At 62.7% G+C, this 21,988-nt stretch carries 24 protein-coding genes and 3 tRNA genes; 7 read left to right on the top strand and 20 right to left on the bottom strand.

Annotation, left to right across the window (positions count from 1 at the left end; genetic code table 11):
* Positions 1-34: 34 nt before the first annotated feature.
* Positions 35-1,153: a pentapeptide repeat-containing protein gene (locus tag IYY11_RS09965; protein ID WP_196403711.1), complete on the bottom strand. Its 1,119-nt coding sequence runs from the start codon at positions 1,151-1,153 to the stop codon at positions 35-37.
* Positions 1,154-1,596: 443 nt separating this feature from the next.
* On the opposite strand from IYY11_RS09965, the gene arfB reads away from it, so the two are divergent.
* Complete coding sequence (gene arfB / locus IYY11_RS09960; protein WP_123176070.1) at positions 1,597-2,022, top strand: alternative ribosome rescue aminoacyl-tRNA hydrolase ArfB; 426 nt, start codon at positions 1,597-1,599, stop codon at positions 2,020-2,022.
* Between the two features lie 190 nt (positions 2,023-2,212).
* Positions 2,213-2,722, top strand: a complete 510-nt coding sequence (locus tag IYY11_RS09955) for a CinA family protein (protein ID WP_196403710.1) — start codon at positions 2,213-2,215, stop codon at positions 2,720-2,722.
* Here the strand turns inward: IYY11_RS09955 and IYY11_RS09950 are convergent.
* Positions 2,707-3,177 carry a type II toxin-antitoxin system RatA family toxin gene (locus tag IYY11_RS09950; RefSeq protein ID WP_196403709.1) on the bottom strand — a complete coding sequence of 157 codons (471 nt, stop codon included), beginning with the start codon at positions 3,175-3,177 and terminating at the stop codon, positions 2,707-2,709. The two genes, IYY11_RS09955 and IYY11_RS09950, sit on opposite strands and share 16 nt — an antisense overlap.
* Positions 3,178-3,304: 127 nt before the next feature.
* Here IYY11_RS09950 and IYY11_RS09945 point away from each other — a divergent pair, with 127 nt between their 5' ends.
* Complete coding sequence (locus IYY11_RS09945) at positions 3,305-3,799, top strand: hypothetical protein (RefSeq protein WP_196403708.1); 495 nt, start codon at positions 3,305-3,307, stop codon at positions 3,797-3,799.
* 224 nt (positions 3,800-4,023) lie between these two features.
* Here the strand turns inward: IYY11_RS09945 and lipA are convergent, their stop codons facing one another.
* The 5 genes from lipA to IYY11_RS09920 form a co-directional block, all read right to left on the bottom strand.
* A complete protein-coding gene (gene lipA / locus IYY11_RS09940) occupies positions 4,024-5,004 on the bottom strand; it encodes a lipoyl synthase (RefSeq protein WP_196403707.1) in 981 nt (326 codons plus the stop codon).
* Positions 5,005-5,040: 36 nt separating this feature from the next.
* Positions 5,041-5,370 carry a hypothetical protein gene (locus IYY11_RS09935; protein ID WP_196403706.1) on the bottom strand — a complete coding sequence of 110 codons (330 nt, stop codon included), beginning with the start codon at positions 5,368-5,370 and terminating at the stop codon, positions 5,041-5,043.
* 212 nt (positions 5,371-5,582) lie between these two features.
* Entirely contained in the window at positions 5,583-9,044 is a 3,462-nt protein-coding gene (dnaE, locus tag IYY11_RS09930) for a DNA polymerase III subunit alpha (RefSeq protein WP_196403705.1), read from the bottom strand.
* Between the two features lie 148 nt (positions 9,045-9,192).
* Entirely contained in the window at positions 9,193-9,525 is a 333-nt protein-coding gene (locus IYY11_RS09925; protein ID WP_196403704.1) for a hypothetical protein, read from the bottom strand.
* Positions 9,526-9,684: 159 nt separating this feature from the next.
* Positions 9,685-10,023 (bottom strand): phasin family protein, encoded by a 339-nt coding sequence (locus IYY11_RS09920; protein ID WP_026222954.1) that lies wholly within the window; start codon positions 10,021-10,023, stop codon positions 9,685-9,687.
* Positions 10,024-10,259: 236 nt separating this feature from the next.
* Between IYY11_RS09920 and IYY11_RS09915 the strand changes: the two genes are divergently transcribed.
* Positions 10,260-11,930 (top strand): serine hydrolase, encoded by a 1,671-nt coding sequence (locus tag IYY11_RS09915; RefSeq protein WP_196403703.1) that lies wholly within the window; start codon positions 10,260-10,262, stop codon positions 11,928-11,930.
* 44 nt (positions 11,931-11,974) lie between these two features.
* On the opposite strand, the gene IYY11_RS09910 is transcribed toward IYY11_RS09915, so the two are convergent.
* Both IYY11_RS09910 and IYY11_RS09905 read right to left on the bottom strand, forming a co-directional pair.
* Positions 11,975-12,700, bottom strand: a complete 726-nt coding sequence (locus IYY11_RS09910) for a DnaJ domain-containing protein (protein WP_196403702.1) — start codon at positions 12,698-12,700, stop codon at positions 11,975-11,977.
* Positions 12,701-12,710: 10 nt separating this feature from the next.
* Entirely contained in the window at positions 12,711-13,418 is a 708-nt protein-coding gene (locus IYY11_RS09905; RefSeq protein WP_196403701.1) for a VWA domain-containing protein, read from the bottom strand.
* Between the two features lie 119 nt (positions 13,419-13,537).
* Here IYY11_RS09905 and IYY11_RS09900 point away from each other — a divergent pair, with 119 nt between their 5' ends.
* A complete protein-coding gene (locus tag IYY11_RS09900) occupies positions 13,538-14,128 on the top strand; it encodes a DUF2478 domain-containing protein (RefSeq protein WP_196403700.1) in 591 nt (196 codons plus the stop codon).
* Here IYY11_RS09900 and IYY11_RS09895 read toward each other — a convergent pair.
* Entirely contained in the window at positions 14,121-15,152 is a 1,032-nt protein-coding gene (locus IYY11_RS09895) for an amino acid ABC transporter substrate-binding protein (protein WP_196403699.1), read from the bottom strand. The genes IYY11_RS09900 and IYY11_RS09895 overlap by 8 nt on opposite strands.
* Positions 15,153-15,227: 75 nt before the next feature.
* Here IYY11_RS09895 and metC point away from each other — a divergent pair, with 75 nt between their 5' ends.
* A complete protein-coding gene (gene metC / locus IYY11_RS09890) occupies positions 15,228-16,412 on the top strand; it encodes a cystathionine beta-lyase (protein ID WP_196403698.1) in 1,185 nt (394 codons plus the stop codon).
* A 74-nt stretch (positions 16,413-16,486) separates the two neighbouring features.
* Positions 16,487-16,840, top strand: coding sequence for a hypothetical protein (locus IYY11_RS09885; protein WP_196403697.1), 354 nt, complete (start codon positions 16,487-16,489; stop codon positions 16,838-16,840).
* Between the two features lie 5 nt (positions 16,841-16,845).
* Here the strand turns inward: IYY11_RS09885 and IYY11_RS09880 are convergent, their stop codons facing one another.
* The 10 genes from IYY11_RS09880 to IYY11_RS09835 all read right to left on the bottom strand — a co-directional run bounded on the left by IYY11_RS09880 (position 16,846) and on the right by IYY11_RS09835 (position 21,732).
* Positions 16,846-17,316 carry an NUDIX hydrolase gene (locus tag IYY11_RS09880; RefSeq protein ID WP_196403696.1) on the bottom strand — a complete coding sequence of 157 codons (471 nt, stop codon included), beginning with the start codon at positions 17,314-17,316 and terminating at the stop codon, positions 16,846-16,848.
* Positions 17,313-18,311 carry an inorganic phosphate transporter gene (locus IYY11_RS09875; RefSeq protein WP_196403695.1) on the bottom strand — a complete coding sequence of 333 codons (999 nt, stop codon included), beginning with the start codon at positions 18,309-18,311 and terminating at the stop codon, positions 17,313-17,315. Before IYY11_RS09875 ends, IYY11_RS09880 begins: the two co-directional genes overlap by 4 nt.
* A gap of 9 nt (positions 18,312-18,320) precedes the next feature.
* Positions 18,321-18,965, bottom strand: coding sequence for a DUF47 domain-containing protein (locus IYY11_RS09870; protein WP_196403694.1), 645 nt, complete (start codon positions 18,963-18,965; stop codon positions 18,321-18,323).
* 105 nt (positions 18,966-19,070) lie between these two features.
* Positions 19,071-19,814, bottom strand: coding sequence for a DUF2865 domain-containing protein (locus IYY11_RS09865; protein ID WP_196403693.1), 744 nt, complete (start codon positions 19,812-19,814; stop codon positions 19,071-19,073).
* Between the two features lie 28 nt (positions 19,815-19,842).
* Positions 19,843-19,919, bottom strand: a tRNA-Arg gene (locus tag IYY11_RS09860).
* A gap of 80 nt (positions 19,920-19,999) precedes the next feature.
* A tRNA-Arg gene (locus tag IYY11_RS09855) sits at positions 20,000-20,076 on the bottom strand.
* A gap of 9 nt (positions 20,077-20,085) precedes the next feature.
* Complete coding sequence (locus tag IYY11_RS09850; protein ID WP_026222953.1) at positions 20,086-20,394, bottom strand: ETC complex I subunit; 309 nt, start codon at positions 20,392-20,394, stop codon at positions 20,086-20,088.
* A gap of 64 nt (positions 20,395-20,458) precedes the next feature.
* Positions 20,459-20,535: transfer RNA gene (locus IYY11_RS09845), tRNA-Pro, on the bottom strand.
* Between the two features lie 83 nt (positions 20,536-20,618).
* Positions 20,619-21,080, bottom strand: coding sequence for a DUF192 domain-containing protein (locus IYY11_RS09840; protein ID WP_409455242.1), 462 nt, complete (start codon positions 21,078-21,080; stop codon positions 20,619-20,621).
* A gap of 40 nt (positions 21,081-21,120) precedes the next feature.
* Positions 21,121-21,732, bottom strand: coding sequence for a cold-shock protein (locus tag IYY11_RS09835; RefSeq protein ID WP_246719830.1), 612 nt, complete (start codon positions 21,730-21,732; stop codon positions 21,121-21,123).
* Positions 21,733-21,988: the final 256 nt, after the last annotated feature.

The raw sequence follows: 21,988 nt of genomic DNA, 5'->3' as shown, positions 1-21,988 counted from the left end.
GCCAACTATTACGAAGAGACGCGCATTATTCGGCCTACGGATCGTCTCCTGCACGGCTAACCTCCCCCAGGCCACTCTCGCTCCAATGCGCTGGTCGGACGAATTCTTTGGGAATCCTTGTTCTTTCGTCGCCGTAGGCACCATCGAGCTGTCTTTGTGCCAAGCCTTTCGCTCCGCGGAAATCTGCCCCATGCACACAGGCTTCACCGAGATGTGCCCTTTCTAGGTTCGCTCCTGACAGGTTTGCACCCTCTAGGTGGGATCTCTCTAAATCTGCACCATTTAAATACGCGCCACTGAGCGTCGCGTCTTGAAGGTTGGCTTGCCAGAGAATCGCGTCTTCAAGATGGGCGAATGATAAAAACGAGCCTTCTAGATGCGCATCCCTGAAAAATGCACACTTAAGAAATGACTTTTCAAGGAGGGCTCCTTCAAGGTTTGATCTTGAAAAATTTGACTCTTCAAAGTTCAGTCCCCGTAAGTTGACACGAGCGAGATAACAGCCAGCAAAATCGAATTCATTAAACCTGACGTCACCCGCGTCCACTTTCGTACGTTCGATCTCTCGTTGTTTTTCCGAACGCCGACCGATGACTGTCAAAGCAGCTTGAATATCAACGCGAGGCCGTAGTTGCACTACGTGTATCTTAGGCTGCGCCTTTTCTTCATCTGATTCACTGTTAGGTGTCTTCGTTAGGATTTCTTCTACGCCAACCGAGCTTAGTCTCGGGCGTTCGGCATTTTGTCGCACATATGCAGATAAGATTTCGGTTATTTGACGATGCAACGGCGGGTAGTCCCGTGCGAGTTTTTCGAACGCATAAATCGCGCCGAGCCGGACTTCGACATGAGGGATGGTTCTCAATCCCCTATGTTCCGATTTATGCTCTCGCGTCGCACCCAGTTGATCGACCGCTTTCATCAACAGACTTGTGTAAAGCTCCTCCTGAGCGATGTGCCTCTGCCGGTCGGCGATCCATGTTCGCCAGATGAGGAAAGGCGCGCCAACGAAAGCACCCACGCCGACAATGAATTTATTGACCTCTTCCGCGCTCCCAAATCCAATCAAATAGACGGCGCGCGCAACGACAAAGAGCCCAAAGAAGCTGGCGCATACGGCAAACCATTTCGGCGGGTCTTTGAGAAAACTCATCGCCGCCGATATGGGCCAGCCGTGTTCCGGTAAGGCCGACCACAATTCGCGCCATTTCCTCAAATTGAACCTCATTAGCCGCCTGAAAGTGATTCGATAGATCGTGCGAATCTTACTTGCGTACCGCACCAAGGCGAGCCGCCAATTCCTTTCCTCCCCAATTTACCGCCAGTCGCATCGTCCAAACGACGACCGCGCGGCGGATTGTCATTCCCGACGCGCGCTTGCGCGCGATCGGGAATCCAGAGGCGCAACAAGTATCCTCGTTATTGCTCAGGATTCCCGGTCAGGCCTGCGGCCTGCCGAGAATGACGCCCGAGACATCCTGCCTGCCGGCCATGACACAAAGCTTTGCGAGTGGTTGCTTCCCCTGCGGCGCGGACGCAATGACGACGGGCCCGCATGACCTGCTATAAACCGGCTTTGCAGACCCGAGGCCCGCCATGATCCGCGTGACCGATAGAATCGCGCTCCACGAATGGGAAATCGTGGAGGAATTCGCGCGCGCGTCGGGGCCCGGCGGGCAAAATGTGCAGAAGGTCGAAACCGCCGTGCGGCTGCGCTTCGACATCCGCAATTCGCCCAGCCTCGCCGATGACGTGAAGGCGCGGCTGGCGCGCCTCGCCGGCCGGCGGTTGACGAAGGACGGCGTCATCCTCATCGAAGCGCGCCGCCATCGCACGCAGGAGCGCAACCGCGCGGATGCGCTCGATCGCCTCATCGACCTCATCCGCATCGCCGCGGCTCCGCCGCCTCCGCCGCGAAAGAAAACACGTCCGACGCTCGGCTCGAAAATCAGGCGGCTCGACGGCAAGAAGCAGCGCGGCGACGTGAAGGCGCTGCGCGGCAAGCCGACACATGAGTTATGATCAGGCTGATCCGTGTTAGGCCATGTCATTCCCGGCAGGCCGAAGGCCCGACCGGGAATCCAGGACCGATCCAAGAACGCTGGTTTTGCTCTGGATTCCCGATCGCGCGCGTTGCGCGCGTCGGGAATGACACTTGAGCCGTTCAAAAGATTTCGTATGAGATACGTAATGCGCATTTACGAGATACGTAATGAGTGAACATACGACTTACATAAAAGCTAATGCGCTTCTCGACAGAGCCCGCGCCAAAGCCCTGCGTCTGGCGAGCGCCGAATCCTGCACCGGCGGGCTCGTCGCCGCGGCGCTCACCGAAATCCCAGGTTCGTCCGACGTGTTTGACCGCGGCTTCGTCACCTACTCCAACGCCGCGAAAGCCGACATGCTGGGCCTCGCGGACGCCTTGCTCAAAGCGCATGGCGCCGTCAGCGCCGAGGTCGCGCGCGCCATGGCGCTGGGCGCCATCGATCGTTCGCTGGCCGACGTCGCTGTCGCGGTGACGGGCGTCGCCGGACCCGGCGGCGGTTCGCCTGAAAAGCCGGTGGGGCTGGTTCATTTCGCCTGCGCCCGGCGCGACGGCGGCGTCGACCATGTCGAGCGGCGCTACGGACCGCTGTCGCGCGCCGAGATCCGCGCCGCCTCCGTCATGCAAGCGCTGGACATGATGATGGACGCCGTCGACGCGGCTCAGCGGCGGCCGTAAACCTCGTCGGCGCGCGTGGCGAAAGCGTCCGCATATTTGTGGAACGCGCGATCAAACATCGCGCCCATCACAAAGCCAAGCGCCGGACTCTTAAATTCATAGGCTATAAAGAACTCGACCATCGACCGCGGCGCGCCGCCGCTCACCGCCGGCTCGTCGCGAAACGTCCAGCGATTGTCGAGTTTTCGAAACGGTCCCTCGGCGCACTCGACGCGGATGTCCAATTTGTTGGAGTCGCAGCAGACGCGGCTCACATAGCGCTCGCAGATCGCTTTGAAGCCGACCTGCATCTCGATCAGCGACACCTCGACCCCAGGCGAGATCTCCGATCGTCGGCGGATGCGGACGCCTTCGCAGAGGGGCACGAATTGCGGATAGGATTCAACGTCGCGCACCAGAGCGAACATTTCTCCTGCGCTGTGCGGGACGTAGCGACGGTTGCGAAAACTCTTCATGAGCCAAGCTTCTAGTTCATTGACGAGAGCGGCAAAAGTCGCGCCGTCATGCGGCTGGAACAATTGCGTCGCATCGCAGTTCTATCGACGAGCTCTCGCTGGCTCCTAATATTCTACGGAGGAAACAATGGCCAACAAATCCGATTTCACACCCGATGAATGGAAAAAACTGCTCGAATCGCCGCTGCTGGCCGGCTTCGCCGTAAGCGCCGGTGATCCGAGCGGCTTTATCGGCACCCTGCAGGAGGGTTTCGCGAGCGCCAAGGCTTTGGCCGCCGCAAAATCCGATCCGAACGCCGATGCGCTGATCAAGGCGGTGGTCGACGATCTGCTCACGCCGGACGGACGCGCCGCGGCCCGCGACGGGGTGAAGGGCGTTGTCGACGGGGCCAAAGTGGAGGAGTTCAAGGATCGGGCGCTCGTCGAGCTGCGCCGCACCGCCTCCATCCTCGATTCAAAGGCGCCCAGTGAGTCGAAGGCGTTCAAGGACTGGCTCAACCATATCGCCAATCTGGTGGCGGAAGCGGGCGTCGAGGGCGGCTTTCTGGGCTTTGGCGGGGTGAAGGTCACCGACGCCGAACGCGCGACCCTGGCGGAAATCTCCACCGCGCTTAGCGCTTAATCTACCTCCGCTTTTCGGGGGAAAATTGCAAAATCGGGGGAGGAGCGAGCCCCCTCCCTGTCCCTCCCCCGCTGCGCGGGAGAGGGGACGCAAATGAGCCGCATTTCGGAAAGCTCGATGAAGCGCCGACTCTAACTCCCTCTCCCGCGAAGCGGGGGAGGGCTGGGGTGGGGGCCTAAGCCGCGCCCACATGTTAATTCCGCATGTCCGCGTCGACCCCCCGTTTACCGTTCCGCGAGCCGCTGTTCGCGCGCCGCGCGCAGCTTGGCGAAATCATCACCGGCATGATGCGACGAGCGGGTGAGCGGCGAGGCGGCGACATAGAGAAAGCCCTTCGCGTAGGCGAGCGTCTTATAGGACTCGAATTCCTCCGGCGTCACGAAGCGCTCGATGGCGTGGTGCTTGCGCGTCGGCTGCAGATATTGGCCTATGGTGATGAAGTCGATGTCGGCCGAGCGCATGTCGTCCATCACCTGCATCACTTCGAGACGGCTCTCGCCGAGCCCCACCATGATTCCGGATTTAATGAAAAGCGAGGGGTTCAGCTCCTTGGCGCGCTGAAGCAATCGCAGCGAGTGGAAATAGCGCGCGCCCGGCCGCACGGTGACATAGAGCGACGGAACGGTCTCGAGATTGTGATTGAAGACGTCCGGGCCCGCCGCCACCACACGCTCCAGCGCGCCAGGCTTCCTGAGAAAGTCCGGCGTGAGCACCTCGATCGTCGTTTGGGGACAGGCCGACCGGATGGCGGCGATGGTCTCGGCGAAATGACCGGCCCCGCCGTCATCGAGATCGTCGCGATCGACGGACGTCACGACGACATGCGAGAGGCCCAAAGCCCGCGTGGCTTGGGCGACCCTGCCCGGCTCGGTCGAGTCGAGCGGCGTCGGCAGGCCGGTGGCGACATTGCAGAACGCGCAGGCGCGCGTGCAGATCTCGCCCATGATCATGAAGGTGGCGTGCTTTTTCTCCCAGCATTCGCCAATGTTGGGACATGACGCTTCCTGGCACACGGTCGTGAGCCCGGCGTCCTTCAACAGGCCGCTGGTTTCCGCCCAGGCCTTCGAACCCGGCGCCTTGACGCGAATCCACGACGGCTTGCGCAGAATGGGCGCGTCAGGACGGCCCGCCTTTTCAGGATGACGCAGAGGCGGCTCCCCCCGTTTCTTTCGGGGGTCGTCGTTCAAGAGATCAAGCACGGTCAAGGGCGGAGAGTCTCCTCTCTCACCAAGCTAGGCATATCAATGGCGGACGGCAATGTCCTCGGGAGATCTATCGGCGTGAGGCAGCGCCCGGCACGCGACGCAGAACAGCGCCGCGCCGACCGCGCCGGAGATCAAGACCGCATCTGCGCATCGCTGCCCCACGCCGGCGCGAACGGCGAGTTCGGCCGCCACCCATGCCCCCGTCACCCCCGAGAGCAGCAAAGCCCCGGCTCGCACGTCGGCGTGCATCACATGCGAGAGCTTTGTCGTACTCCAGCCGATAAGCCCGCCAATGAGCAGGAGGGCGAGGAATTGCGCGTTGGGCGCGCCAACGATCGCGGCTGCGGCGGAGAGCAACGCGTCCATGAGTGCCTCCCGGCGGGGTGAGGAAGGATGCAATTAGAGCTAACGGCCCATTAACGATCTTAACGGGCTTTTGTTCCCAGCGTTCCCATGGAAAGATCAACCCTGCGGCGCGCCCCTGCTCGCGAACGCCAAGCTGCTTCACGGCAATAAATCTTATTTCGAAAAATCAAAAGTTTATAACTTAAACTTATAGTTTAAGTTTAACTGGTGCCCTATAGATATTCGACTTCCAAAACGCCCGGTATGGCGCGCAGCGCGCCAGCGACGTCCGGAGTGATCGGATAGCTTCCGGGCAGTCGGATTTCAATTTCCTCCCGCCCCGAATCGCGCTTCAAAAGAATCGACACCTCGCCGTCGCCGCGGCCGGTAAGCCGCGTCTTGATCCCGTCGAGCGGCCCCTCGTCACTGACCACGACCCGCAGTCCCTTCTGCGCGCGCGCCGCCGCCGCCGCCAAAGGTTCGACCGAAACGATGCGCGCCCGGACGTCCTCGCCCTCAACCGCGGCGGAGAGGGTCACGAGCACAGCCGCGCCCTTCTCCAAAAGGTCGCGATATTGGGTCAGCCCCTCCTGGAAGAGGATCGCCTCATATTGTCCGCTGACGTCCGAGAGCTGCAGTATCCCCATCTTGGACCCGGACTTGGCGCGCCTTTCGGTTCTGTCCAGAACCACGGCGGCGAGCCGGCCCGCAGTGGCGCCGCGCTTGACCGAGGCGGCGAATTCGCTCCAGCGAGACACGCGGATCTTGGGTAAAAGGCCGGCGTAAGCGTCGAGCGGATGGCCCGAGAGGAAAAAACCGGCGGCTTCATATTCGCGTCGCAGCGTCTCGGCTGCGGGCCAGGGCGGCGTCTTTGGAACCGCAAGGTCCGCAGCCTCGGCTTCGCCAAAGAGCGCATTTTGTCCGGCCTTGCTGTCCTCGGCGTGCCTGTTCGCGGCGGCGAGCATCGGCTCGATCGCCGCGAAAGCCCTGGCGCGATTAGGTTCGATTTCGTCGAAGGCGCCGCAGGCCGTGAGGCTCTCCAGCGTCTTCTTGTTCACTTCGCGCGGGTTCAGCCGTCTCGCGACGTCGGCGAGGCTGGCAAACCGGCGCGCCCCGCGCGAGCGCACGAGAGACTCGGCCTGCGCTTCGCCCACGCCCTTGAGCGCCGAAAATGCGTAGCGGATCGCGAGCCTGCCTTCGGCGCCCGGCGCAACGTCGAAGTCGACGCCCGACTCATTGATCGACGGCGGTTCAACCGCGATGCCCATGCGCCGCGCCTCGTCGCGGAACTCCGCGAGCTTGTCGGTCTGGCTCTTGTCGAAGGTCATCGAGGCGGCGAGGAACTCCGCCGGATAATGGGCTTTCAGATAGGCCGTCTGATAAGTGATGAACGCATAGGGCGCCGAGTGTGATTTGTTGAAGCCATATTCGGCGAATTTGGCGCAGGCGTCGAAAATCGCGTCGGCGATGGGTTTGGCGACGCCATGTTCCGTCGCGCCGGAGACGAAGCGTTCGCGCTGGGCGTCCATCTCCGCCTTGATCTTCTTGCCCATGGCGCGGCGCAGAATATCCGCCTGCCCCAGGCTGTAGCCGGCGAGATCCTTGGCGATCTGCTGCACCTGCTCCTGATAGGTGATGACGCCGAACGTCTCCTTCAGGATCGGTTCGAGCTCGGGATGATCATATTCGATCGGCTCGTCGCCAAGCTTGCGGGCGCAATAGGTCGGGATATTGGCCATGGGGCCCGGCCGATAGAGCGCGACAAGCGCGATGAGGTCCTCAAAGCGGTCGGGGCGCATATCGACCAGCGCCTTCTTCATGCCGGCGCTTTCCACCTGGAACAGGCCGACCGTCTCGCCGCGCCGCAGCAATTCGAAAGTCGGCTCGTCGTCGAGCGGGATGGCGGTGGGATTGATAGAAACTCCGCGCTTTTCGAGCAGCGAGACGCAGGTCGAGATGACGGTCAGAGTCTTAAGGCCCAGAAAGTCAAATTTGACCAGACCGGCGGGCTCCACCCACTTCATATTGAACTGGGTCGCCGGCATGTCGGATTTTGGGTCGCGATAGAGCGGCGTCACCTCATGGAGCGGGCGATCGCCGATGACGACGCCCGCGGCGTGTGTGGAAGCGTTGGAGTAAAGCCCCTCGAGCGAGCCGGCAATTTTGAATAGGCGGCGAACTCGCTCGTCCTCTTCGACGGCCTCGCGCAACTTCTCTTCGCCAGCCAAAGCCTCAGAGAGCGTGACGGGCTTCGCCGGATTCTGCGGCACGAGTTTGGCCAGCTTGTCGACCTGGCCTAGTGGCATTTCCAGCACACGGCCGACGCTGCGCAAAACCCCGCGCGCTAGAAACGAGCCGAAGGTGATGATCTGAGCGACCCGGTCGGCGCCATAGCGGCGCCTGACATAGTCGATCACCTCGCCGCGACGTGATTGGCAGAAGTCCACGTCGAAATCCGGCATGGAAGTGCGCTCTGGGTTGAGAAAACGCTCGAAGAAAAGCCCGAAGCGGATGGGATCGAGATCCGTAATGGTCAGCGCATAGGCGACGAGCGAACCCGCGCCGGAGCCGCGTCCCGGTCCGACCGGAATTCCCTGGGATTTGGCGTATTTGATGAAGTCGGAGACGATGAGGAAATAGCCCGGAAAGCGCATCTTCTCGATGACGGAAAGTTCGAAATCGAGCCGCGCGGCGTATTCTTCCCGCGTTCGGCCCGGCGCCGGCCCATGCCCGGTAAGGCGCTGCTCCAGCCCCTCGATCGCTTGCCGGCGCAGCTCCTGCGCCTCGATGTCGTCGAGAGAGCCCGCGTCGCCTGCCGCCTGCACGAAGCGCGGCATGATGGGCTTGCGCGTTTGGGGCCGGAAGCTGACGCGACGGGCGATCTCCAGCGTGTTGGCGGTCGCCTCTTGGAGATCGGCGAACAGCGCGCGCATTTGCGCGCGCGTCTTGAAGTAGTGCTCCGGAGAGAGGCGGCGCCGCTGATCCAGGCTCGTTACGACGCCTTCGGCGATGCAGAGCAGCGCATCATGCGCTTCGAAATCACTGGGCTGAGCGAAATAGGGCTCATTGGTGGCGACGAGCGGCAAGCCGCGACGATAGGCAAGGTCCAGCAGTTGCGGCTCCACGTCGCGTTCAGAACGCAAATTGTGGCGCTGGAGCTCGATATACAGCCTGTCGCCGTAGAGACGCTCGAGTGTTGCGAGGCGCGCGCCCGCCTGCTCCGGCCTGCCCTGCGCCAGGGCGCGGTCCAAGGCGCCGTCGGGTCCGCCGGTCAGCGCGATCAACTCTTCGGCGTCGGCGGCGAGCGCGTCGAGCGTCAGATGCGGCTCGTCGCCCTGCTCGACTTCGAGAAAGGCGCGCGAGGCGAGTCGCATCAAATTGCGATAGCCCGCCTCGGTCTTGGCCAGCAGCACGATATTGGCGAAACGGTCGTCTCGCGCCGAGACTGCGCCGCCCTTGCCGTCGGCGAAGTCGACCCGGAGCTGTGCGCCTGCGATCGGTTGGAGGCCGGCCTTCGCCGCCTTCTCCGAAAATTCCAGGGCCGCGAAGAGATTATTGGTGTCGGTGACAGCGAGCGCGGGCTGGAGATCGCGCACCGCGAGATCAATCAGCTTGCCAAGCGAAAGCGCGCCCTCGCGCAGCGAATAGGCGGTGTGGAGGTGAAGATGCACAAAGCCGGCGTCGGCGGCAGGCATGGTCGCAGGCCTTGGGGAACGCGGGGCGGATCGGGTCGAAGTCTACAGTTTGGCGCCCCGTCCCGGAACTCCTCGCGCGCCGCCGTCCCCAGATAGCGTGAAAAGCTGCGCCCGTCCCGACGGTTTCAGGTCTGGGGCGGAAAGCAGTCTATCGCTGCAAAACCGCGAAGCGGTGAACGTTCACGCCATATTCGGTGAGGAGCCGGTGCATCGCGGGAGAGAGGCGAACCACACGAGACGCGCTCAGATTCGAGCTGCAGTCGTTCTTGAGGCCGACGTATTTTGCGTGAAGGGCGTTCGCCTCGCCTTCGCCGACGGTTGAGCGGACCTGCTCAAGCACGGCGCTCACTTCCGGGCCGCTATATTGCTGGACCAGGGAACAGCCGATGCGCACATCCTGCGCAGTCGCGGGCATTGAAGCGCTCAGAAGAAACGCGCCAAACAGGGCGACGGCGGCGACGGCCGGCTTTCCATGACTCATGTGGTGCTCCTTGGCTAAAGACGGCCGTTCGGACTTTGCCTGACCACAGGTCTCGGCGTAGAGCACGAACGGCGCTCAGTCTAAAGCCCGGCGGAGGCGACGGCCTCCCCGGGGCTCATGTGTCCTAGCCGCGCTTTGGACGAACGTGTTTAGCGCCTATTACTCGGCCGGGCTATAGACTTTCGCGGCAGACTCGATCGGCTTGAACGCTTCCTTGGCGAGCGAGGTGTAGAGCTCGCCGAGCTTGGTCGCTTCGGCCATGAAATCCTCATAGGCGCTCTTGGCGAAATCGGACTGAAGCTGAAGCGCTTCGTCGATCTTCTTGACCGCGATCAGCTTTTCGGCCAGGACGCGGCTCTTTTCGAAGGATTTCTTGGAATAATCGGTGGTCTCGGCGGCGATGCTCTGCCAGCCCTTGGTCACCGCGGCCGCAGCGGCGGACACGGCTTCGAACTGCTCTTTGCCGAGCTTCTGAACGCTGTCGAAATTAGCTGCCATGGGTTCGTCCTCATGATTTTGGCGCAAAGGCGCCCTATGCGGCGCTATGCGCCTGCTCACGACTTTTTTATATGCAATGCACAAATTAAAGTCAATAAAAATGTTGCGGCGCAATAAACGTTGCGCGAGGCTAGCGCTTAACCAGCGGGTAACTGCAAGCCCTTAAATTGCCAAATCGTCACTTTTGGCGCGGCTGGGCGGTTGCGCGAACAACAGTGAAGTCAAGGGGCGCGTTTATGCTGAGATCGAGTTTGTCGGACCGCCTGCCGCGGCCCCGCTCCCTCGCGGCAAGCTTTGCCACGATCACGGTCCTCGTCACAATGTCGGCGATCCCCGCGGAGGCGCGCGGCAGACATCATTTTCATCACCGCAGCGCTTCTGACGACCGCAATTCGGCCGTTCGGGCGCGCGCCAACGCCAATAGCGATCCTGCCATCGGCGAGCATCGCGGCTTTTCGGCCATCGTCGTCGACGCCAACAGCGGCCGTGCCCTCTATGCCCGCTCCGAGCACGAGTTGCGCCATCCCGCCTCGGTCACAAAGGTGATGACGCTCTATCTTCTGTTCGAGCAGCTCGAACAGGGGCGGCTGCGCCTCGACTCGCCTCTGATGATTTCGCAACACGCGGCGGCGCAGGCGCCGTCCAAGTTGGGCCTGCGTCCTGGACAGACGATCAGCGTCGACAATGCGATCAAGGCGGTCGTCACCAAATCGGCCAACGACATCGCCTGCGCGATCGCCGAGAACGTCGCGGGCGACGAGCATAGTTTCGCGCAGATGATGACACGCAAGGCCCATGCGCTCGGGATGCGCAACACCAATTATGAAAACGCGTCGGGACTTCCAGATCCAAATCAGGTCACGACGGCCTATGATCTCTCGGTGCTCGGACGCGCCATCCAGGAGCGCTTTCCGCGCTACTATCGCTATTTCTCGACGCCGAGCTTCGCCTACAACGGCGCGCTGCACCGAAATCACAATCATCTCCTCGGCCAGGTCGAGGGCATGGACGGGATCAAGACCGGCTATACGCGCGCGTCCGGCTTCAATCTTCTGACCTCCGTGCGCCGTCGCGGGCATCACATCGTCGCGGTGGTGATGGGCGGCAAGACCGCCTACGGGCGGGATCGCATCATGGCGGGGCTGATCGAGGAAAATATCGACGGCGGCTCTTCCGTAAGAACTGCTGCGGCGGTGAGCGAAGATCCGCGCGCCATCGAGGCGCAAGAGCGACTCGCTTCTGAGCGCGCGCAACGCGCCGAGCGCGCCGCGGAGCGCGCACAACAGATCGCCGCCGAGCGCATGGCTTATGCAGAGCCTCAGGAAAATTCGGCTGCCGAGCCCGAACCATTTGGCCGCCAGCTGAACGCTCCGGTTCCGGCGGCGACCATTCCGCAGCAGGAGAACGCCGAACGGCCAGCGGTTCGTCCGGCCTTCGTTTCTGGCGGGCAGAAGCGAACGAGCGACGACAGGGATGCGGAACGCAGGGGCGCGTCTCCCGGCGCAAAGGGCCGCGCCGGCGCAACGCCAGTCGCTGCGCGCGACGGCTCGACGACGAACGGCGCGCGTAAAATCGACGTTACGCCCGTGTCGACGACGCCTTCCGCCATTCGCGGCAGCGGCGCAAAATCACAGTCCAAAGCGGACGCCGCGCGTCCCGGGCGCCCGGGCTGGATGATTCAGATCGGCGCGACCGACGATCAGGATAAGGCCAATCAGTTGCTCGTGCGCGCTCGGAGCCAGCTGCAAGGCTTTCCCGCGACCGCCAAGGCCTTCACCGAGAAGGTTCAGAGAGGAAGCGAAACGCTCTATCGCGCGCGTTTCGCCGGCCTCGAGGAAGACACGGCTCAGTCGGCCTGCAAGGCGCTCAAGCGCTCCGGCTTCTCCTGCTTCACGACGAAGAACTGATCATGTCCGCGACTTGGGACCACGACTACAGCGCGCGACGTGCGTCAGTGCTGGTGACGCCGCATCAAGACGTCCTTGGCCTCGTTTACCCTGGCCGCAAGATCCGTCGTTCCGCCAAGATCTGGATGAAGCTTCTTCATCAGATCACGATGGGCGCGCGCAATGTCCGCCGCCGCCGCGCCGCGCTTGAGGCCGAGGATTTCGTAAGCCTCGTCTTCCGAAATCGCGCCCGTACGACGCGCGCCGCCCTCGCCCGGACGAAAACCCCCCGAGTTTGCGTGCGTATCGCTTGCCGAACGCCAGCCGGAAAATCGGCGGTCCAGATAAGCCTCTAAGAGCCTGGCGCCGTCGGGATCGTCTTGGCGGCAAACGCCGTAAAGTTCGAGGAGCGCAGGCCGCGCCAAGGAATCGAGATGCGCGCCTTCGTGCTGCCCGGCCAGAATCACGCCCCGTATGGCTCCCGTGGAGTGGTCGAGCTCCATTTCGATCATCGCTGATCGAACCCGCGATACGCCGCCGGCGCCTGTCCCCGCTTTGCGAAATCCGCTCAGCGCGCCCCCGCCGAGGCCCATGAGCCAAACGCCGACGCCCAAGAGCGCCATGCCTAGGTCGAGGCGTCCCCGCATCAGAAGCAAGGCGCCCATGGCGAGAGCAAGGAAGCCGCCCCCGCGCTTGAAAATCACCGCCAATAGCGCCGGCGACGTCTTCGTGTAGGCGTTCAGCGCCATAATCGTCAGGAGCAGGGCGATGATTCCGATCAGAATGGGCATCCTTTTGTCCTCAACCGATCTGAGACAGAAGCAGGCGCGCCGCTCCCTCGCCTTCGTCGGCGCGACGCTCCAATTCGCGTCTGCCGCCCACCGCATACGCGGCCGCGGCGGCGAGAAGCTCCGCCAAACGCCGCGGAGCAGTGGCGTCAAACGCCGCATAGGCGCCGCCCGTCAGGCGTGCGATCTCACGATAGGCCTGCTGTGCGGCTGAGTCCTGGCCCTCCTGGAACATGAAGGCCTTGACGCCGAGCAACCCGAGTTCGCCTGCCGTCGCCGCGAGGGCGTCGAGCCGCTCTTCCATGGCGTCGCCGATGTAAATAAGCGCGCCCACGCGTCCCGCACGCGATTCATCGAGAGCGTGACGCAGAACCTTGCCGATCTGCGTGCGGCCGCCGCGACAAGCAATGCGCGACATCAGCGCGCCGAGACCCTCGCCTGCTGAGACGAAGCGCGAGGCGCGGCATTCCCCGAAGCCGCGGAAGTAGACGAGTTGAACATCCAGTCCGCCCTGCGCGGCGGTCGTGCGGAACATCTCGCCCTGAATCGATTGGGCCATGTCCCAGGTCGGCTGTCTGCTCATTGTGGCGTCCAGCGCGAAAATCAGGCGCCCGCGCGACGCGCTCGCCGCGACGTTCTTAGCCTTGTCCAGGAAGGCGTCTATCGGCCCCGATTGCGCAGAGCCTTGAGCTGCCGGCGGTTTAGGTGAATGTTCGCCCACTGCGGTTCACGTCGTTTTATCGGACGCTCTCTATCAAATCGGCCGCGCGCTCTGATAAACAAGAGGCTAGGCGCGCAACCTGAAACATAGGCGCTTTCAGCGCGCCCGGCGAGGATTCGATGTCGATCCCCAGCGAAGAATCTCATGCCTTTAACGAATCGCCGCTGTCGACCGCGATCGGATGGACGCGCATCGCGGCCCTGCCCGCGGAAGACAGCGTTCGGGTCCAGTCCCTCATGCAAGCCTTCGCCGAAGAGCTGATGCGGGATGGCGTGCGAGTCGGCGGCGTGACGCAGACGCGCGTCGCCGAATCCTCTGGCCGATCGGCGATCATGTTGCGCGACGTCGCCACCGGCGCATTTTATCCGATCTCGCAGGACCTCGGCCCCGGTTCGGTCGCCTGCAATCTCGATACGAGCGAACTGGCCCTCGCCTGCGCGGCGATCGAGCGCGCGGCGCGCGATGGCGCGCAGCTGATCGTGGTCAGCAAGTTCTCCAAACAGGAGGCCTCGCGCGGCGGTCTCTGTGACGCCTTCCGAGCGGCGATGACCGCGCGCATTCCGGTCATCGCGGCGGTCTCTCCGCATTATCGCGACGAATGGCGCGCCTTCGCCGGGCCGCTGGCGGAAGACATCACGCCCGAGCGCCAGGCGCTCGCGGATTGGTGGGCGAAGCTACGCGCGCCGTCGCCGGATCGAACGTCTATCTGACCGGCGGCGCATACATCAGGCCGCCCTTGTTCCACAAAGCATTCAGCCTGCGCTCCATCGCGTAGGGCGCGCCCTGCCCGAGATTGCGCTCAAAAACGTCGGCGTAATTGCCGACATGTTTAACGATCCGGTAGGCCCAGTCCTGAGAGAGGCCGAGATCGTCGCCATGGGCGCCGTCGACGCCGAGCAGCCGCCGTATTTGTGGATTTTCCGAAGACAAAGCGGAGTCGGCGTTCGCCTTGGACACCTCCAGCTCCTCTGCGTCGATCATCGCGAAAAGCGTCCAGCGAACGATGTTCAGCCACTGATCGTCGCCTTGGCGCACAAGCGGGCCGCGCGGCGACTTCGAAACAAGGTCCGGCAGAACCGCGTGATCTGCAGGGGCGGTCAAGCCGATGCGGACGCCATGCAGCGTGGAAACGTCAGCCGTCAGCGCCTCGCATTTCTCCTCGTCATAGGCCTTGGCCGCGTCCTCGAGGCTCGGGAACAGCTTTGGATCATATTTCGCCTTGCGCGTCCGGAAAAAGTCGGCGACCGCGAGTTCATAGGGCGTGCCCTGCTCGATGCAGATCGATGCGCCGTCCAATTCTTGAACCGAAGCTGATCCGCGCTTCCGTCGCACCAAAAACCCTTGTCCGTCATGCATGAATACGGCGGCGTAGATCAGCTTTTGGCCGGCGTCGCGGGACTGGGTCCACGGCGACGCGCTGACGAGCAGATCGACGGCGCCAGCCTGCAACGCGCCGGCGCGCTCTTTCTGAGAAAGCTCAATGAATCGCGCCTTGGCCGGGTCGTCGAGGACGGCGCTCGCGACGGCCCGGCAGAAATCGACGTCGAAGCCACGCCATTCGCCGGCGCCGTCGCGTTGAGCAAAGCCGGGCGCGTCGGTGACGCCGCAGGTCAGGTAGCCGCGCTTCATGATCTGCGCGAGCGTCGGACCGACGTCCGTTTGCGCCCGGGCGCCAACAGCGAACAGCGCTCCGGCGAAGGCCGCGAGGAAGGCGAAAGCTGTGCGGCGGATCATGGCGGGCTCGGCATCCGGCGGAGGATATACTACGGTCGCGCGGCGTTCACGCAAAGACGAGGCGTCAGAGGCGGCATGTCCGAAGAAAAAAGAAAAGCAAGGCGCAAGTTAAAGCCCGCCACTCTGGTGACGCAAGCCGGCCGCACGCCATTCGATCATTTCGGCTTCGTCAATCCACCCATTTACCGCGGTTCGACGGTGCTGTTCCCAACGGTCGCGGCGCTCGAGGCGTTACGGCAGCCTTACACCTATGGCACCAAGGGAACGCCCACGACTCGCGCGCTCGAGCAGGGCTGGAGCGAGATCGCCGGCGCTGCGGATACGGTGTTGACGCCCTCCGGCCTTGCCGCGATCGGGCTGGCGCTTCTCACCGCCACGCATGCGGGCGCGCACGCGCTCATCGTGGATTCGGCCTATCAGCCGACGAGGACCTTCTGCGACGGTCTCCTCGCGCGCTTCGGGGTCAAAGTCGACTATTACGATCCCTTGATCGGCGGCGGCATCGCCGCGTTGATGAAGCCCGAAACGACCGCGGTGCTCGTCGAGTCGCCCGGCTCCCAGACCATGGAAGTTCAAGACATTCCCGCAATCGCCGCGGCCGCCCACGCCCATGGCGCCTGCGTGATCGCGGACAACACCTGGGCGACCCCTCTATTCTTCCCGCCGCATGAGCGCGGCTGCGATCTCGCCGTCGAAGCCGGCACCAAATATCTGGCTGGCCACGCAGATCTCCTCATGGGGCTGGTTTCCGCCAATTCTGCGTGGGCGAAGCGCCTGCGCGCCACCTTCAACGCCTTCAGCATGGGGTCCAGTCCCGACGACGCCGCGCTCGCCTTACGCGGGCTGCGCACCATGGCGCTACGGCTGCGCGAACAGGAGCGCGCCGCCCTCGACATCGCGCAGTGGCTGGAGGACCGACCGGAAGTTTCGCGCGTGCTGCATCCCGGCCTTGCGACGCATCCCGGCCACGCGCTGTGGAAACGAGATTTTACCGGCGCCTCTGGCGTGTTTTCGGTTATCCTCAAAGAGACTTCAAAAAAGGCGGTCGCCGCTTTTGTCGACGGATTGGAATTGTTCGGTATCGGATTCTCATGGGGCGGCTATGAAAGCCTTGTCCTGCCCTTCGACTGCTCTTCTTACAGGACGGCGACGCGCTGGACTCCGGAAGGACCGGCGCTGCGCTTCTCGATCGGACTGGAGGACGTCGCGGATCTGAAGTCGGATCTCGAGGCGGGGCTCGCTCGGCTCAACGGCTCGTGAAGGCGGCGCGCTCCAGCGCATTCAAGGTTTTCGCATTCCTATCGTGAAAAGATGTGTTGAAGAGGAGAAGCAATATGTTGGCCGTTTCCCGGGTTGCCGCCTATGTGGCCGTCTGCAGTTTTTTGATTGCGGGCGTCGCGCCGGCGCTGGCGGCCAGTGGTCAAGACTTTCCGAACTCCACATGCGCCTGCAAGTCATGTGGCCAGAACAAGTCCGACGTCATCGGCAAATGCCCCGACGTCTGCAAGGACAAGACGGTCTACGACAAAGGCGACAAGGATGCTCCCCCAACAGCAGCCAAGAGCCGCTCGGCCAGAAAAGACAAGACCGCCAAAGTCGCCGAACCTACAGGGTTTTGTAAGGCCCCCCGCATGAAGCTTCCGAAAGGCTGGATGCGCGCCGATCCGCCGCCGGCGAAAACGCGCTAGGCGCGCTAGGCTTTTGGCGGAGTCGACGCGCCGCAGAACGCCAGCATCAGGTCGCGCAATTCAGGCTCCTCCACGAGTCCGGCGGCGACGATGCACTCGAACCATCGGGTGGCGCGCTGCTTCTTCTCGCGCCATTTCTTGCGTTGCCTTTGTACGCGTAGAGAAAACACCTCTACGCAGCAGTCGACGGTCGCGCCGCTGTCGAGGCGTTTTTCATAGCGGAAATCGCCGAGCTTGGCTTTGTCCGTCTTGCCGATGAGGCCCGCCTCCTGCACCGCTTCGATCGCCGCGACGATATGCGGTTTGCGGCCTTTCATCGGCCAACCCTTCGGAATCACCCAGCGCTTTGTATCGCGGGAGGTGACCAGCATGATCTCCAGGCGGCCACTGTTGATTCGCCAAGGTAAAGCCGCGTATTGCGTGCGAAGGACAGAACCTGCGCCGACGCGCTTCTTTTTCGCTTTGGGCGTCTTCATGCCGCGAACCTCGCAAGCATGTAGAAGGCGGCGGCGAAAAAGGCGGCCATCGGCATGGTGATCACCCATGCGACGACGATGTCCTTCGCGACATTCCAGCGGACCGCCGCCACGCGCCTCGACGCGCCCACGCCAATGATGGCGCCGGTGATCGTATGCGTCGTCGACACAGGAACGCCCAGCGCCGTCGCGAGGAAAAGAGTGATCGCGCCGCCCGTCTCGGCGCAAAACCCTTGCACCGGCGTCAGGCGGGTGATCCTGGATCCCATTGTGCGCACGATTCGCCATCCGCCGAACAAGGTTCCAAGGCCCATCGCCGCCTGACAGGCGATGACAACCCAAAATGGCACGTAGAACTCGCCGCCGAGCGCCCCGTGCGAATAGAGGAGCACGGCGATCACGCCCATGGTTTTCTGCGCGTCATTGCCGCCATGGCCCAGCGAATAAAGCGAGGCGGAGGCGAATTGCAGGATGCGAAACAGCGAATCGACGCCGCCCGGCGTCCGGCGTACGAAGATCCAGGACACGAGCAGGATCAGCGCGAGCGCCAGGATGAATCCGAGGGCCGGCGACAATACGATCGCTGCGCCGGTCTTGAGCAGCCCGTTCCAGACGATCGCGGAAGCGCCGACCTTGGCCACGCCGGCGCCCACGAGACCGCCGACGAGGGCGTGCGAACTCGATGACGGAATCCCCAATCCCCATGTGATCAGATTCCAGACGATCGCCCCCATCAGCGCGCCGAACACCACGAAATCATCCACGATATCGGGCGAGACGATGCCAGAGCCCACAGTTTGCGCCACGTGAAGCCCAAAAAACAGGAAGGCGATGAAGTTGAAGAAGGCGGCCCACGCTACTGCGAATTGCGGACGCAGAACGCGGGTTGAGACAATCGTCGCAATGGAATTGGCGGCGTCGTGCAGACCGTTCAGGAAATCGAAGATCAGAGCGACCGCGATCAGTCCAATGAGATACGCCGAGAAGTTCTGCAAGCGTCGTCCTTAAGTGTGTTCGATGACAATGCCGGCGACGCGGTCGGCGACGTCCTCGAAGCCGTCCACGACCCTTTCGAGATGGCCGTAGATTTCCGCGCCGACGATGAACGCCATCGGGTCTTTGTGGCGGTGGGCCAGAAACAGCTCCTTCAAGCCCTGATCGTGGATGGCGTCGGCCTCGTCCTCAATGCGGGTGATCTCCTCGCTGAACGCGTTGAGCCTGCCGGCATTCTGGCGCATCAAGCGCAGCAAGGGTATGGCGCTGCGCGTAAGCTCCGCCGACTGGACGATAATATCGCCCATGCGACGCATGCCCGGCTCGAAATCTCGCGTCTCATAGAGCAGCGTCGCCTTCGCCGTTTGATGCATTTGGTCGATGGCGTCGTCCATCGCGGTGACCAGGTCACGGATGTCGCTGCGATCAAACGGGGTGATGAACGTGCGGCGAACCGCCAGATGGGCCTCGCGGACGATGGCGTCGGCCTCATGCTCTTGGCGACGGATTTCTTGGCTGCAGACGAACACGCGGTCCCCGCCGTTCAGCAAGTCGCGCAACGCGTGGGATCCCGCGACGAGCGTCTCCGCATGTCGCTCGAAAAGATCGAAGAAGCGCTCCTCTCTCGGCATGAGCGCCTGAAACCAAGACAGCATGGCGCTCTCGCCTCCCGCGAATCTGTCACAAAACCGTCATAAACGAACTCGCGGCACATAGCCGGCGCGGCTTCGAGTGTAAAGCGCGAGACGCGCGCGGCGCGACTATTTTGGCGGGCGCGGCGTTTTATTCAGCGCGACCGACCCGTCATGGGGGGCGCGCGCCTCGTCCGGCGCGACGTTGCGCGAAAGCACACCTCGCAGCCGCGCCCGGATCTGGCGCGAGGCATGACTGACGCTCACCAGGCTTGAGCGGCTGTAAATGAATGCGCCCTTCTCGCCGACGACGATATCGCCGGTTTGCAATGTCGGATCGCGGCGGGACAGCCCAAGGTAATAGTCTCGAGACGCGGCCGGATCGTTGCACGCGCATCTTGTCGTCAGCTTGTCGCGAAAGCTGAACGCCGCCGGAAGCGCCGAATAGAGCTGCCCTTTGGCGTTGCGCGCCTGCTCGATGCTTGCGCCCTGATAGAGCTGCACGCGCGCTGACGGACAGGCGAGTTCGCAGGAGTGCTGGCCGGAAATTCGCGATAATTTGACGAGGGGAAAATAATAGCCGTCGCAGGCGCGCACGCAGTAGCCGCCGCCGGACATCGAGTCCGTTTCGGCGGTGTTTGTCGGTTCGGGTTTGGCGTAATGGACTGAAGTCTTCGGCGGGCGCCGCGGCTGCCGCGGGCGCGCACGCATGACCCGCCAGGAGCGGTGGGACGAGAACGCCGGAGGGTGATCGGGTCCGAAGAGGAAATCCAAAAAATCGCCTTGAGCCGAAGCGTCAAAGGGTGAGATGAACGCCAAGGCGAAAGCCAGAGCGCCGGCGATCCCTGTCGCACCCAGGCGGTTGAGCCGCATGCGCCGTCCCCGTCTACTAAACTTCGACTGGCGACCCCGGCAGGATTCGAACCTGCGACCTACTGCTTCGAAGGCAGTTGCTCTATCCAGCTGAGCTACGGAGCCGTCGACGGCGCAGCTTTCGCCGCGGACCGTATCAGTTCGGCCAACGCGGCGCCAGCAACGCCCGACAGGGTAGTCATATATGGCGACCCCGGCAGGATTCGAACCTGCGACCTACTGCTTAGAAGGCAGTTGCTCTATCCGGCTGAGCTACGGGGTCGAAACAGCCTCAATGCGTCCAGAGACCGATGCGGCTGGTCTTGAAATTATCTGAATAGGATGCGCCGCGCCGGGCCGCCAGATTGGGCTTCGGCTCCTCGACCCGGTAGGCGAGGCCGCTGCGCTCCGCGTAGGCGATCGCCTCCTCCTTGGTGGAAAAATTGAGCCTGACCTGCTGGCGCATGTCACCGGAGCTGGTCCAGCCCATGAGCGGCTCGATGCTGCGCGGAAGCTCCGGCTCGAAGTCAAGCCGCCACATGTCCGATCCCGGACCGGATTGAGTGGCGCTCGGCGCCGGAAGATAAATGCGTGCGGTCATAGGGCCTCGTCGTTGGCTGCGCTCGTAGACGCATCATGAGAGCGGCGCGCGGCGGTCTTCGCGCTGGTCGGGGCAGCAGGATTCGAACCTGCGACCTGAAGTACCCAAAACTTCCGCGCTACCAGGCTGCGCTATACCCCGCCGGACCAAGCCGCGCCTACGGCGGCTCTGCCCTCGCTCGAATTTCGCTACCACGCACGGCCGCCCCTCACAAGGGAATGCGACTATCGCTTGAACATGCGGTGCTGCACCTGGTCCCCGGGCGCGAGCGACATTTTCCGCGCGGCGCCGGCGTTCAGCTCCAGCACCGCATAGGCTGGCGCAGGCGAAGTTATGATTCGTTCCGACATCGGCTCCGTGTCGGCGGCCACGCCCACCACCCGCCCGTCGCGCCCGATGAAAACCATATCGAGCGGAATGTAAGTATTTCTCATCCACATCGAAACAGGCCCCTCGGCCTTGAATTCGAACAGCATGCCGTGATCGGCGGGCATCGACTTGCGGAACATGAGGCCGCGGGCGCGCGCCTTGGGCGTGTCGGCGACTTCGACTTTGAAGTCATGTTCGCCCGTCGCCGTCACGATGCGCATGAGTTCAACGGCGGGCTCGGCCCGCGCGACTGTCGACGCGACCAGCGCCAGAAAGAGCGACATGATCAGGGTGCGGAAGATTTGCGCAGTTCTCATTCGGGTGGGCTCCAAAGAGCCTTGCGCAGCATGGACGTCTTCAGTGCGACGGGACGCTTTTGGCGTCAAGCGGCCGCACTTCGGCCGCCATCAGACCCTTGGGACCGTCGCCGTAACGCACGAGAACGCTATCGCCGGGCTTGAGTTCGGTCATGCCGTAGCGGCGCACCGTCTCCATGTGCAGAAAGATGTCTTCGGTGCCTTCGCCGCGCGTGAGGAAGCCGAATCCCTTCATACGGTTGAACCATTTGACGATGGCGATCTCATAGCCGCCTGTCGGGACAACCTGAACATGGGTGCGCCCGGCGCAGGATTGTGACGGATGCACCGCAGTGGTTTCGTCCATCGCGATGACGCGAAAGACCTGCATGCCCTTGCCGCGTTTCTGCGCCTCGCAGACGACTCGCGCGCCTTCAAAGGCCGTTTGCATGCCGCTGCGGCGGAGAATGGTGACATGCAGGAGAATATCGTCGGAGCCGTCGTCGGGCACCACGAAACCATAGCCCTTGGCGACATCGAACCATTTAATCCGTCCCGCGACTTCGACCAATTCGAGACCGGTCTCATCGGATTCTGTCGCGCTTGCTGTCAAATCATCTTGAAAAGTCTCTTTAGCGCTCACCGACCAACTCCCCGTGCTGATCCAGAGCATTCGATTGGCGCGCGCTGGCAATTATCCTGAAGCGCGAATCACCCCGCGTCGCTCATGAATCACTTTTAACAAGATAACACCCGCGGCGCGCCATCCAACCGGCAAATTTGGTCCACCAACGAATGTCTGTGGATACGCGCGCCGTCGCTGCGCGAATTGGCGAAGCCATTGTCGCTGAAACTGAAACATGCGCGCGCGCCACGGCGCGTGCAGCGAGTTTGCGCAATAAACGCAGATTCTGTCGCGGATAAAATCG

Origin of the sequence: Methylocystis sp. H62, assembly GCF_015709515.1 — a bacterium.
Taxonomy (GTDB): domain Bacteria; phylum Pseudomonadota; class Alphaproteobacteria; order Rhizobiales; family Beijerinckiaceae; genus Methylocystis.
This window is presented reverse-complemented; position numbering and strand designations above follow the sequence as displayed.